At 41.4% G+C, this 12,900-nt stretch carries 10 protein-coding genes and 1 tRNA gene; all 11 read right to left on the bottom strand.

Annotated elements, in window-relative coordinates:
* Positions 1 to 66: 66 nt before the first annotated feature.
* Positions 67 to 270, bottom strand: coding sequence for a DUF6465 family protein (locus tag G587_RS20765; protein WP_049945310.1), 204 nt, complete (start codon positions 268 to 270; stop codon positions 67 to 69).
* Between the two features lie 99 nt (positions 271 to 369).
* Positions 370 to 1,731, bottom strand: a complete 1,362-nt coding sequence (locus G587_RS0100440) for a hypothetical protein (RefSeq protein WP_026490612.1) — start codon at positions 1,729 to 1,731, stop codon at positions 370 to 372.
* A 30-nt stretch (positions 1,732 to 1,761) separates the two neighbouring features.
* The gene (locus G587_RS0100435) at positions 1,762 to 2,442 is read right to left on the bottom strand and encodes a UDP-N-acetylglucosamine pyrophosphorylase (RefSeq protein WP_035785367.1); all 681 of its coding nucleotides are present in this window, start codon (positions 2,440 to 2,442) and stop codon (positions 1,762 to 1,764) included.
* Between the two features lie 64 nt (positions 2,443 to 2,506).
* Positions 2,507 to 4,594 (bottom strand): DNA topoisomerase, encoded by a 2,088-nt coding sequence (locus G587_RS0100430; RefSeq protein ID WP_026490610.1) that lies wholly within the window; start codon positions 4,592 to 4,594, stop codon positions 2,507 to 2,509.
* On the bottom strand, positions 4,587 to 5,966 hold the full coding sequence (locus tag G587_RS0100425; protein ID WP_026490609.1) for an ATP-binding protein: 1,380 nt from the start codon (positions 5,964 to 5,966) through the stop codon (positions 4,587 to 4,589). The genes G587_RS0100430 and G587_RS0100425 overlap by 8 nt, the downstream gene beginning before the upstream one ends.
* A 38-nt stretch (positions 5,967 to 6,004) precedes the next feature.
* Complete coding sequence (gene asd / locus G587_RS0100420; RefSeq protein WP_026490608.1) at positions 6,005 to 7,090, bottom strand: aspartate-semialdehyde dehydrogenase; 1,086 nt, start codon at positions 7,088 to 7,090, stop codon at positions 6,005 to 6,007.
* Between the two features lie 42 nt (positions 7,091 to 7,132).
* Complete coding sequence (gene argH / locus G587_RS20760; protein ID WP_035785229.1) at positions 7,133 to 8,542, bottom strand: argininosuccinate lyase; 1,410 nt, start codon at positions 8,540 to 8,542, stop codon at positions 7,133 to 7,135.
* 153 nt (positions 8,543 to 8,695) lie between these two features.
* Positions 8,696 to 8,768 (bottom strand) — tRNA-Thr (locus tag G587_RS0100410).
* Positions 8,769 to 8,842: 74 nt separating this feature from the next.
* Positions 8,843 to 9,751: a mechanosensitive ion channel family protein gene (locus tag G587_RS0100405; protein WP_051200456.1), complete on the bottom strand. Its 909-nt coding sequence runs from the start codon at positions 9,749 to 9,751 to the stop codon at positions 8,843 to 8,845.
* Positions 9,751 to 12,306, bottom strand: a complete 2,556-nt coding sequence (glgB, locus tag G587_RS20755) for a 1,4-alpha-glucan branching protein GlgB (RefSeq protein WP_051200453.1) — start codon at positions 12,304 to 12,306, stop codon at positions 9,751 to 9,753. The genes G587_RS0100405 and glgB overlap by 1 nt, the downstream gene beginning before the upstream one ends.
* A gap of 75 nt (positions 12,307 to 12,381) precedes the next feature.
* Positions 12,382 to 12,819, bottom strand: a complete 438-nt coding sequence (gene dut, locus G587_RS0100395) for a dUTP diphosphatase (RefSeq protein WP_026490606.1) — start codon at positions 12,817 to 12,819, stop codon at positions 12,382 to 12,384.
* Positions 12,820 to 12,900 lie beyond the last annotated feature (81 nt).

The raw sequence follows: 12,900 nt of genomic DNA, 5'->3' as shown, positions 1-12,900 counted from the left end.
ATAAAAAATCCTTTGCAAAGAAAAAACCTCAGGCATAAACCTGAGGCCTTTAAAATAATTCAAAAATTAAAGATCGATGCTGCCTGTCATCTTGTTATTTACTACATAATAAGCCTTGTTCTCTTCAGGCTTAACGTAAAGTTCAAGATTCTTAGCACCCTTAACACCATATTCTGCCTCATAAGCTGCCTTGGCTCTCTCTACGAGATCCTCTGAAGAAATACTCTTATCAGCATACTGAAGCTCGATTTTTGTCTTAATAGCTGCCATAACAATTTCCTCCTCGCAAAAATTTCATAAAACTTTTTATGATTATAATACTGTTATATAGTATTCGTCAAATAGTGAACGCCAAAACATGCTTAAAATTTAGTTTTCTACAACAGGTACATAAAACTCCATAGCCTGATCACCTTCAAAAATAGCTCTTGTATATAAAGACTTCTGATCACGCCTGTAAGTAAATTCGCCATATTCCGTTATACTGTCTTCACAGGGATAAAAGAAGGAATATGCATAAACTTCCCCATTCTGTTCAGTAAGTACAAGCCTTATATCGCGGCTACCAGATGCAAATTCTGTTTTAATATATAATATGCATTCGTACTTACCATCCTGATTTATATCAGCATATTTCTTATCAACAAGCTTTATGTTGCTACCTGAAGAATTCTTTAATACATCACTTGTAAAAATATTATTAAAGGTAATCTGTCCCTGATCCAGTGTAAACTTGTCACCCTTATAAAGATATATCTCCTGATTATCAGTAATGACCTTTTCAAAAAAGTTTACATCATCGAAGGGGTAACTTGCAGCTTTAATCTCGCCCCTGTTACCACTTATGTAGCTCATTATCTCATCATACATCTCAAGAGGAAGTGTCATGTTATATCTGCAGTGTGCTAATTCGTATGAACCCGTAACTATATCCCAGGGACTTTTATAGCGTGCTCTTTTAAAGTAGCTCTCTGTACCTTCTGCATGTTCTCTATGCAGCTCTTCCTCAATCCTCTGTCCGTTCTGATATGAGATTCTGTAGCATACAGCTTCCTTAGCTGTATATCTGTAGCAGAGCATTCCGTTTTCACCGGGGTCTGTGTACAGATCAGTCAGTGAGAGATCAAAGTCATCATCGAGAACAACCGCATTGTCGCCATCCATTGTATAGATAACGCCTTTGTAGTCACTATCCATATAGGCTTCATCAAGAACTCCGTAGCTGAGAATAAGCTCCGGCATGTCGTCCTTATCTATGTCATATAAATAATATGAGTCATAGGGATACTTATTTTCCTTACCGGCTTCTTCATCCTGTATCTTCTTATCAGTCTCTGCTTTGATAATTTCGGCATAAGCCCTTACATAGGGCTGAAAATCATCTGAATAGGCCTTGGAGATTATGCCATCATTCTTTTTCTCAGCCTTTTTATCTGCTTCATCATCTGAAAAAGTTTTTTTCGAAGAATTATCAGTAGCTCCATCTGTTTCTTTATCTTCTTTATCTACCTCGGCTTCCTTTTTGAGCTCAGCCTCTTTAGAATTCTCGGCCAGCTTTTCCTCGAGTCCTTCTTCAAATTCTCCTATTGCATCAGCTCCCTTGTTTACAGAGCTCCCAATAGTATCTATGCCCTTAGTAACCTTACCTATCGTATCATCAACTATATTACTGCATCCTGTAAGAGATGTTACAAGAGCCCCCGTCATTATAAATGCTACTACTCTTTTCATTTCCCCTTTTATACCCTCTATAGTTATTTTTTAATCTTCGTTTTTCGGAACAACAACGCCCTTTTCCTTGTAGATGTGCTTTGCAGGAACGCAGCCTCTTACAGAAGAAAGCGGATAAATATTGCTCTCACGTCCGATTACTGTTCCCGGATTAAGTATACTTCCGCAGCCAACCTCTACGTTATCCCCAAGCATTGCTCCCATCTTCTTAAGACCGGTCTCTACCTTATCATCAGCGCCGTTTTTTACAACAACAAGCTTCTTATCTGACTTAACGTTAGATGTGATTGAACCTGCTCCCATGTGGGACTTAAAGCCAAGGATTGAATCGCCCACATAGTTGTAGTGAGGAACCTGCACCTTGTTGAACAGAATTACATTCTTAAGCTCTGTTGAATTACCGACAACAGCTCCCTTACCTACAATAACACTTCCTCTGATAAACGCACCGGGACGGATCTCAGCATCCTCATCGATGATGCAGGGACCTGCAATGTAGTTGTTCTCTCTTGATAAAAACTTTACGCTCTTGGCAATCCAGATATCATCACCGATCTTATCAAACTTATCAGCAGGCAGTGTCTTGCCAAGCTCTACGATAAATTCCTTGATCTTGGGCAGAACCTCCCAAGGGTAAGTAGCTCCCTTGAAAATATCTGCTGCAATTGTCTCGTTTAAATCATATAAGTTTTCAATTCTGTATTCTTCCATAATCATTTCCTTTCGTTCCCTCTTTTGACACTATGTGTCGCATCACCTTTTACAGTGGAAGGATTTATGATTTCTTACTTTTGCTTTTTGCCACTTTACTCTTGGCAGGTGCCTTTTTGTAATACTCTGCAGATGCCATAAAGAATCTTTGCATATGTGATCTCATATCGTTCTGCTTAACATAATTGGTTCTTCTCGTTATGAAATCCGTGAGCTTTTTCATGTACTCATCTTCTGATATCTCACCCTGCTCAACCTGGGTAAGTCCCTTCTCCCAGCTTGCTGTAAGAGAAGGATTGAGCATAGGCTTCATGGACACGAAAACCGTATCATATATCATCTCACCCATCTGAGTAGGCGTGATTATCTGAGTCTTTTTATTAAGTTCCAAATATCTGTTTTTAACAAGCTTATCAAGGATACCTGCTCTTGTGGCGCTGGTGCCTATTCCGGAGCCCTTGATCTGGGATCTTAATTCCTCGTCCTCAATAAACTGACCTGCATTCTCCATTGTAAGTATAAGCGTTCCTGAGTTATATCGCTTAGGAGGTGTGGTCTCACCCTCCTTAATGGAAGCAGCTGTCAGGTCGATCTCATCACCCTTCTTAAGCTTTGAAAGAGCCTCAAAGAGGCCTTCATCTGCTGCTGCATCCTCGGCATCATTTTCAGCCTTTTCGTCCTTCGTATCTTCCTTGTTTTCCTCCTCCTTCTTTTTACTAAAGGAGTAATCCATAACATGAAGATATCCCTTGGAGCTAAGAAGCTTAAAGCCCGCATAGAAATGCTCCTCAAACTGAGGATCCAATGTGGGCACTACCATCTCCATCTTAATCTTTGAATACTGGGCAGCAGGATAAAATACAGCAAGAAATCTTCTTACTATTATCTCATATACCTTAGCTGCAGTTGGACTAAGCGAGCTTATGGAACCAAGTCCCTGCCCGGTAGGAATTATCGCATAGTGGTCAGTAATTGCCTTGTCATTTACATACCTTGTCTTTGCGATATCCTTATAGGATTCATGCTGCAGAATTGCTTTTGCAAATATAGATGCAGGCTCGTAGGCTGTAAGTCCCTTAATATTTTTATCTATCTCCTTAGAGATCGCCGTACTAAGTACTCTGGCGTCCGTTCTGGGATAAGTAGTAAGCTTTTTCTCGTATAGCTCCTGGGCAATTGCCAGTGTCTGATTAGGATCTATCTTGAAAAACTTGGAGCAGTCATTTTGCAGCTCCGCAAGGTTATATAAAAGCGGAGGATTTTTCGTCTCCTTTTTCTTTTCAAGAAGAAGTATCTTTCCTTTTACAGGGAGCTGTCCAAAGGACTCTATAAGAGCCCTGGCTGATTTTTCTTCCTTAAAGCCCTTCTCACTATATAGCTCGAAGGAACCGTTATACTTACTCTTTTCCTGGACGCGCCATTCGGCAGATATACTTTTTTCACCGATAGCAAAATCTCCAAGCACTCTGTAGAAGGGAGTCTTGACAAAGTTCCTTATCTCCCTCTCTCTGTCAACAACTATACCGAGCACGCAGGTCATAACACGGCCAACCGCAACAACACATTTATCCAGGCCAAGAAAAGTTCTGATGGAATAACCATACCTAAGAGTCAGTGCTCTTGAAAAGTTAATACCCATCAGATAATCTTCCTTAGCCCTCAGATATGCAGCTGCTCCGATGTTATCGTATTCACTGTCATCCTTGGCTTCACGTATTCCTCTAAGAATTTCGTCCTCAGTCTGTGAATCGATCCAGACTCTCTTTTTAACCTTGCCTGTTACCTTGGCTTCCTGATCAACAAGTCTGTAAATGTATTCTCCTTCACGTCCCGAGTCAGTGCAAATATATATAGTATCCACATCATCACGTGTAAGAAGCCCCTTAACTATATTGAACTGCTTAGCACTCTGTGGAATAATTTCGTACTTAAATTGAGACGGAATAAATGGAATTGTGTTCAATGACCATTTGGCCATTTTCTCATCGTACACCTCAGGATAACTCATCGTCACCAGGTGTCCTACACACCAGGTGACGATGGCTTCTTCTGATTCCATATATCCGTCTTTATTAGAAAAATTATATTTTAATGCAGCGCCGAAAGCCCTGGCAACGCTGGGCTTTTCGGCAATAAAAACGCTTTTAGGCATTCATCATTTCTTCCAATTCTATAAGTTTGATGGACGCTTCTTCTTTTGCGAGCTCCTTTAATCCGTCCTCAAATCCTACGGCAGAGAAGAGGTAATAGTAATCGGGATTAACCCTTGCTCTCTTACAGCAGCTTCTAACCTTTTCAATCGCATCAACATCCATCTTGGAATCCCAATAACATACACCAACAAGTGTATCACCGGATTCACTCTGAGCCACAATATCAAGGGAATCAACCTTGCCGACCCATTCACCCTCTTCATCAATTACAAAGGGTAATCTTCCGTATTCTGCAAGCTTTACAACATACTCCCTGCAGACAGCTCTGAAAGCGGATGCAACATATTCTGACAATCCGGGCTCAATAAATTTTGCATAAAATTCTTCAGAATCCATTCTTATAATCTCAGTAAGATGTGCGTAGAAGAATCTGTAGAAGAAATGAGCCAATGGATCACATATTCTGTATACACCCTTCTGAACATTTTCATGTCCGGTAGTAGCAAAGGAATAAACCTTTTCTACCATTCCAAGCTCGATAAGGCTCTTTAGATAAACCATTATCTTTGCTCTGGAGAAGCCTGTTGCATGATGAATATCATTTAACTTATTCTTGCCATTTGCAAGACCATACATGATGGTATTGTAAACAGCTGTCTCTCTGAGGTTTTCTTCGAGAATCTTAAAGGTTTCTCGAAGGAGTACGCTGTTAAGCGCATCCAGGAATTTCTCACACACATTCTGTTTGAAGGTCTTATTCTCATCAAAATAGGACCAGAGTCTTCCGTTACCTCCAAATACAGCATAAGAAGTAACAACATCCCTGTCACTCATTTTTGAGAATCTTCTTCTCATCTCCTGGAATGAATAGGCTTTAATCTTGAGGAAGCCTGAAATATTGGCAGCCTGTGCGCCAATCTTCTCAACCATGTTATTCTCAATCCATGCGGCATTAGAGCCCATGAGAACAACCATCATCTGAGGATGGCCGCTTCTGTAGATTACAGAGCTTATCTCCTCTATAAAGTTTGGAGAAGCTTTTATAATATCCTCAAAATTCTCAATAAAAACAACAATCGGCTTGTTCAGTTCCTTTGCATAGTTCTCAATAACCTCGGTTATCTCCTTATACGAAGGATACTCTGATATTTCTCTTCCATCCTTACGTATCATTTCGCCAATCAGATACTGCTGCAGCCTTTCAGAAGCTGAACATGCGCAATAATAAAGATACTCTTTATCATCTGCAAAAGTGGTTATTACGCTTGCGCTGCCAGTACGAATATGGCCATAGACTATAACTATCTGATTGTCCCCACTGTTATAGTAACCATTAAGTACTTCTAGTTCCTGAACCTTTGTCTTTTCCATATAAATTTTCCTCACCCCAGATTACTAATCATGTAAACTTATTTCTTGCCAATGTATCCAAGTGCCTTGAGGAGTTCAGCGCATTCTACTGCACCGCCTGCAGCTCCTCTAAGTGTATTGTGAGAAAGGCCAACAAACTTCCAGTCATATACTGTATCCTCGCGGAGACGACCGATGCTTACACCCATGCCACCTTCGTAGTTGACATCAAGTGAAACCTGCGGACGGTTATCCTCTTCAAGATACTGAATAAACTGCTTGGGAGCACTGGGTAAACCAAGCTCCTGAGGCTTGCCACTAAAATTCACAAGACACTTAATAAGTTCTTCTTTTGTAGCTTTCTTCTTAAATTTTACAAAAGCTGCGGCCGTATGTCCATACAAAACTGGAACTCTTATGCACTGACATGTAATAATCGGGCTTTCAGCAGGTACAATCACGCCATTTTCAATGTGTCCCCAGATTCTGAGAGGCTCTTTTTCACTCTTTTCTTCCTCACCGGAGATGAAAGGAATGATGTTGCCCTCCATTTCGGGCCACTCCTTAAAGTTTTTACCTGCACCGGATATAGCCTGGTAGGTTGTAGCTACTACTTCGTAGGGCTCAAACTCTTTCCATGCTGAAAGAGCAGGTGCATAGCTCTGGATTGAGCAGTTAGGCTTAACAGCGATGAAGCCCTTTGTTGTACCAAGTCTCTTCTTCTGGAACTCGATTACATCTGCGTGATGAGGGTTAACCTCCGGAATGATCATAGGAACATCGGGAGTCCATCTGTGAGCGCTGTTGTTTGAAACTACAGGAGTCTCAGTCTTAGCATACTCTTCCTCGATAGCCTTAATCTCATCCTTGGACATATTTACTGCTGAAAGGACAAAATCAACATCCTTAGTAACTTCTTCTACATTTGTAACATCCTTGATTACAAGCTTCTTAACAGACTCAGGCATGGGAACTTCCATCTTCCATCTGTCACCTACAGATTCCTCATAGGTCTGGCCTGCACTTCTGGGGCTGGCTGCAACAACAGCTACCTCAAACCACGGATGATTGTCAAGGATTGTAATAAATCTCTGACCTACCATACCTGTTGCACCAAGAATTGCTACTTTCAATTTCTCGCTCATTTTTTCAATCTCCTCTTTAATATATGATAAATAAATTTTTTATTACTCCGTTTTAAAGCTTTCAACTCCAGTCCAGTAAGCCCTGAGTCTCTTATCGTTTCTTGCGATGGATTTCTCCATAACCTTAGGTCCCGGAGCTCCAACGGTAAGTCTCTTTTCAACACAGGTCTTAAGACTTATGGCGTCATATATATCTTCATCGAACTCAGGAGCAAATCCCTTAAGCTCTTCGATAGTAAGATCAGAAATTCCACATTCCTTTTCAAGGCAATGTAAAACTATTCTACCTATAATACCATGAGCATCCCTAAAAGGTACACCCTTATTAACAAGATAATCTGCAGCGTCAGTTGCGTCGGTAAATCCTCTTATCGCACTCTTAGCCATCTGATCCTTATTGAACTTCATTGTTCTAAGCATATCTGTGAAAAGAACAAGACAGTTCTTTACGGTATCGATAGCATCAAAGCTGACCTCCTTATCCTCCTGCATATCCTTATCATAGGCAAGCGGTATTCCCTTCATGGTAACAAGAAGTGAATTAAGTGCTCCGTATACCCTTCCTGTCTTACCTCTTACAAGCTCTGCGATATCAGGATTCTTTTTCTGAGGCATAATACTGCTACCTGTGGAATATGCATCATCTATGGTCACAAAATTATATTCATTGGAATTCCAGATTATTACTTCCTCTGAAAATCTTGAAAGATGCATCATAATAATTGAAAGGGCTGATAAGAATTCAATCAGATAATCCCTGTCAGATACAGAATCCATACTGTTGGCAGTAGGACCTGTAAAATGAAGAAGCTCCGCGGTATAGTCTCTGTCCAGAGGATAGGTTGTTCCTGCAAGAGCGCCGCTTCCAAGCGGACAGAAATTCAGTCTTGTAAACACATCCATGAGACGCTGTGAGTCTCTGTAGAACATCTCAAAATATGCTCCCAGATGGTGAGCCAGAGTAACAGGCTGAGCCTTCTGAAGATGTGTAAAGCCGGGCATATATGTACCCAGATTATCCTTCATTATCTTATTTAATGTATCAAGGATATCATAGAGTGCTTCAGCAGTACTCTTTACTTCCTCTCTGATATAAAGACGCATATCAAGTGCCACCTGATCATTTCGGGATCTCCCTGTGTGCATCTTCTTACCGGCATCACCGATTCTGTCGATCAGATTAGCCTCGAGGAAGCTGTGAATATCCTCATATTTATCGGTAATCTCGAGCTTTCCTTCCTCTACATCTTTAATAATGGAGTCAAGTCCGCTGATTATCTGATCTCTCTCGCCATCAGTTATAATGCCCTGCTTGGCAAGCATGGTAACGTGAGCCTTGCTGCCCTGAACATCCTGTTTAATAAGTCTCTTATCGAAATAAATGGATGCATTGAACTTCCATGCAAGCTCATTTATCTCTCCTTCAAACCTTCCACCCCACAGCTGCGCCATAGTTTTCTCCTTATAACGTTATTGTTTATTTTTTACAATATTCTTTACCATATCACAGTATTAAAGTGTTGGCAAGAATGAAATCGAGCAATTTTTGAATTCATTTTGTTAAAACAAAAACCCCACAGATGAAACTGTGAGGTTCTTCTTATAAGCTGGAAAAGGGACTTGAACCCTCGACCTACTGATTACGAATCAGTTGCGCTACCGACTGCGCTATTCCAGCAAACATCTGTGTCCTTTAAAAGGCACAGATATCATTATACTTATTACACCAGACTTTGACAAGCAAAAAAGCTATCATCTCATGTGCACATCCATCTGAGGAAAAGGTATCTCAACCCCTTCCTTATCAAAAGCCTTTTTGATTGCCTCATTCATGGACCATTTTGCCTTAACATAGTCTGCAGGCTTAACCCATCCTCTGATTCTGAGGTTCACGCTGCTGTCAGCAAGCTCATCAACGTAAACTACCTTCTCATACTTATCGGAGATAAACTCATTTGCATCAAGCACTCTTGTTGCAACAGCTCTTGCCTTATCAATATCAGCGCTGTAGGAGATTCCTACCATGGTATCAAGGATTCTCATTGTGTTGCCGTTGTTGTTGGTTATGGTAGCTGATGCCAGCGCGCCGTTAGGAACAACGATTCTTCTGTAATCAGCTGTGAGCATTCTGGTATTGATAAGAGCTATCTCAGTGACAGAGCCTTCAATTCCTGCCCCATTAACAACAATGTAATCACCTACTCTGAAGGGTTTTGCAAGAAGGATAAGAATACCACCTGCAAAATCTGAAAGTGTTCCCTGTACGGCAAGACCGATAGCAACACCGGCAGAACCAAGGAGTGCTACTATACTTGCCGTATCCATTCCAAAGCCGGCAGCTATGGAGAATGCAAGGAATACCTCAAGCGATACCTTGACAACACTTGCCAGGAACTTGGCTGTTGCGTCCTCAATCTTTGTTTTCTTTAAGGACTTCTCCACCAGATTAGTTATAGCCTTTATGGCCTGCCACATTATTACAATGACAATGATGGCAAAAACGACCTTCACCAAAAGGGCGAAAGCCTTATCCGGGAGGTCCTTAAGATAATTCTGGATTACTCCCGGTTTTAAGTTTTCGTTTCCTGTTACCTCCGCCAAAGTCTCGATAGCAGTTTCAGCAGTAGCAGTAAGCAGCATGGGCGGTAACATCATATTCATTATTTATTGTCTTCCTTCTTTTCTGTCTTATTTACTGTCCTTTTCGCAGTAGTCTTTTTTGTTGTGGTTTTTGCAGCCTTCTTAGCTGTTCCTGTTTTGCCTGAAGCCTTTGAAGCAGCAGCCTTCTTTGTTGCAGTCTTCTTAGCAACAGTCTTTTTACCTGAAATAGACTTAAGGGCTGCTTCAGAAACTATGCTTGAAATACGCTCTTCCTCAATCTGCTCGTACTTCTTTTCGATAGCCTCCTCCTGAGCTGCAAGCTCCTTCTCATAGCGCTCATGAAGCTCTCTTAAAAGCTCTGCCTCTTCCTTTTCCTGTCTGTTCTTCAGCTCTCTTAAGGTCTTCTCGCGCTCCTGCATCTTGTTGTTTGCTTCCTCTTCGCGGATCTTTCTGATCTTCTTCTCCTGTGTTGTGTAAGGAGTGTATGAGAAGATTGCAAGGGATGATGAAGCAACCTTGATCGGAATTGAATAAGGTCTACCGTCAGCCTCGTTAAAGCTGGCCTCAATCCTTCCGGGATTAACTATTCCGCTTCCGCCATAGCAGGTATCATCTGAGTTAAATATCTCATAATATTTACCATCGGCAGGAACACCAACCTCAAAGGTTCTGTCCACACCGGCCATATTAACAACAACTACAAGAAGGTCTTCATCCTTCTCGCCCTTTCTCATAAAGGACATCATACACTCTTCAGCAGCCATACTGTTAATCCACTCGAAGCCACTGTCATTTACATCGATCTTATGAAGAGCAGGTCTGTTGTAATATATCTCATTAAGTGAATGGATCATGTTCTCAAGGAAAACAGCATTATCTATGCTGAGCTCATTGGGATCCATATAGATCATCTTCTTGCCGGGATGTGTCATAAGATAAGAAATTGCAAGTCTTACGCCAGCCATCTTCTGAGCTGAATCACCGGGCATAAGGTCATAAAGTCCCTCTAAGCCTTTTCCGATTTCCTCATGGGTAAATGCAAGAACAAATCTCTCTGTGTAGCAATATACAAGGGAGAATGTAAGCTCGTTGTGGTTACCTGATCTAAACAGCGGATCATTCTGGATATAATCAAGGAAGTCCTTGGTCCATCCATTGTTCCACTTATAGTCAAATCCAAGACCGCCATCATCAAGCTCTCCTGTAACTCTGGGCCAGCAGGAGGTCTCCTTTGTAAGTGTAAGTACGCCGGGATAGGTTGTCTTTAAAACAGCGTTGAAGTTGCAAAGGAAATCCTTAGCCTCAAGGTTTTCATTACCGCCGTAAATATTAGGAACCCACTGTCCGGGCTTTCTGTCGTAATCAAGATAAAGGATCTTGGCAATATCAGCTACCCTTAGACCATCCAGGTGGAATGTCTCAACCCAGAATAAAGCACTTGAAATAAGGAAATTGGTAACCTGTTTTCTTCCAAAGTCAAATATCAGATCGCCGGTTCTGGGATGTACGCCCATTCTCGGATCGGGATACTCATAAAGAGCCTGTCCGTCAAAGGCATTAAGTCCGCACTGAAGCTTGGGGAAGAAGGTTGTAACAAAGTCCATGATTACTCTTATGCCTGCTTCATGCATGATATTAACGAACTTCTTAAAGCCTGCAGGAGAACCGTATCTCTTCTGAATTGAGAAGAATCCATTTATATGGAACGGATGTCCCGGAATGTGCTCCATAATAGGCTTAAGCTCGATTGTATTAAAGCCATGATCCTGAACATACTGAAGGATTTCATGAGCGAGCTCCTCGTAATCAGGAATATGATTCTGATGTCTTGCAGCAAAGGAATCAAGTGAAAGCTCGCAGATTGAAAGCGCATCCGTATCTCTGTTGAACTTTGCACGGTTCTTTATCCATGCAGCATCAGTCCACTTGATATCGTCTATAGGAGTAACCTGTGAAACCTCGTTCTCCTTATCCTTAAATGCATAGCCAAAGGGATCGGGTCTCTTAAAGATTACGCCGCCCTTTGTCTTGATCTCATACTGATATCCGTCACCGGCCTTTGCCTCAGGAATGAATATCTCAAAAATGCCGTCGTGATCAACACGCTGCATCTGATTTACTCTGCCATCCCAGTCATTAAAGTCGCCGATTACGCTTACTCTGGCAGCATCGGGAGCCCAAACCGCAAAGGCGCAGCCCTTAACGCCATCAAGCTCAATAATATGAGCGCCAAGCTTTTCATGAATAGAATAATGAATGCCGCTGTTAAACTTGATAAAGTCCTCACGATCCATTCTCGCAGAGAAATTGTAAGGATCTATGATCTCCTTAACGTCGCCGTTCTCAAGTTTTATTCTGTATTTATATTTGAAGTTCTCCTTATAGGGAACAAGAGCAGCATAAAAGCCTGCTTCATCAGCAAGTTCCATCTTATACTTCTTTGTTCCTGAATCCGGAACAACTTCTATTTCAACCGCCATTGGATAAAATGTCTGAATTAACAGATTGGAGCCCACCTTATGAGCACCAAGGATTCGATGAGGATCATCCCCGTCAGAATATATTATTTCTTCAATCTCAGGCCAGTTCATAAGTTTGTAAAGCTTGTTGTTCATAGTAATCCTCCTCATCTATGGCATAATGAATAACATCCAAAATTAATTATAGCACTTTTGCCAGTAACAATGTGCTTATTGTTTACCTGTTGAACCGAATCCGCCTGCTCCTCTTTCTGATTCTGCAAGCTCATCTGCTTCTTCAAATTCCACTGATAAATACGGCTGGATAATGATCTGCGCAATTCTCTCTGCAGGAGTTATAACTCTCTCAATATCTGAGTCATTATGAACTGCAACAATTATCTCTCCGCGATAATCGGAATCCACTACACCAACGCAGTTAGCAGGACGAAGTCCTTCCTTTGTTGCAATACCGCTTCTTGCATAAATTCCCCCAAAGTAGCCATCCGGAATTTCCATTGCAAGTCCTGTTCCTATCTTCTGTGTTGTGTGAGGTGCTATCTTTGTATCCTCACTGACATTCGCATAAAGATCATAGCCGGCAGCTGCAGCACTTCCTCTTGTAGGCAATGTAGCTGTATCGCTCAGCTTTTTAATATTTACTTTCATCAGGATTCTCCTTTGAATAAAAAAGACTTGTTGTCATTCTGCATACACAGATCCGCAACAAGTCTTATTATATAACAAATC

Source organism: Butyrivibrio sp. XPD2002 (assembly GCF_000423945.1).
GTDB lineage: Bacteria > Bacillota > Clostridia > Lachnospirales > Lachnospiraceae > Butyrivibrio.
Note: the sequence above shows the minus strand (reverse complement) of the source record. Positions and strands in the feature narration are given on the sequence as shown.

Excerpts from the sequence above, each read along its gene's own strand:
- G587_RS20765 (WP_049945310.1), bottom strand. The coding sequence starts at position 270 with ATGGCAGCTATTAAGACAAAAATCGAGCTTCAGTATGCTGATAAGAGT.
- G587_RS0100440 (WP_026490612.1), bottom strand. The coding sequence starts at position 1,731 with ATGAAAAGAGTAGTAGCATTTATAATGACGGGGGCTCTTGTAACATCT.
- G587_RS0100435 (WP_035785367.1), bottom strand. The coding sequence starts at position 2,442 with ATGGAAGAATACAGAATTGAAAACTTATATGATTTAAACGAGACAATT.
- G587_RS0100430 (WP_026490610.1), bottom strand. The coding sequence starts at position 4,594 with ATGCCTAAAAGCGTTTTTATTGCCGAAAAGCCCAGCGTTGCCAGGGCT.
- G587_RS0100425 (WP_026490609.1), bottom strand. The coding sequence starts at position 5,966 with ATGGAAAAGACAAAGGTTCAGGAACTAGAAGTACTTAATGGTTACTAT.
- asd (WP_026490608.1), bottom strand. The coding sequence starts at position 7,090 with ATGAGCGAGAAATTGAAAGTAGCAATTCTTGGTGCAACAGGTATGGTA.
- argH (WP_035785229.1), bottom strand. The coding sequence starts at position 8,542 with ATGGCGCAGCTGTGGGGTGGAAGGTTTGAAGGAGAGATAAATGAGCTT.
- G587_RS0100405 (WP_051200456.1), bottom strand. The coding sequence starts at position 9,751 with ATGAATATGATGTTACCGCCCATGCTGCTTACTGCTACTGCTGAAACT.
- glgB (WP_051200453.1), bottom strand. The coding sequence starts at position 12,306 with ATGAACAACAAGCTTTACAAACTTATGAACTGGCCTGAGATTGAAGAA.
- dut (WP_026490606.1), bottom strand. The coding sequence starts at position 12,819 with ATGAAAGTAAATATTAAAAAGCTGAGCGATACAGCTACATTGCCTACA.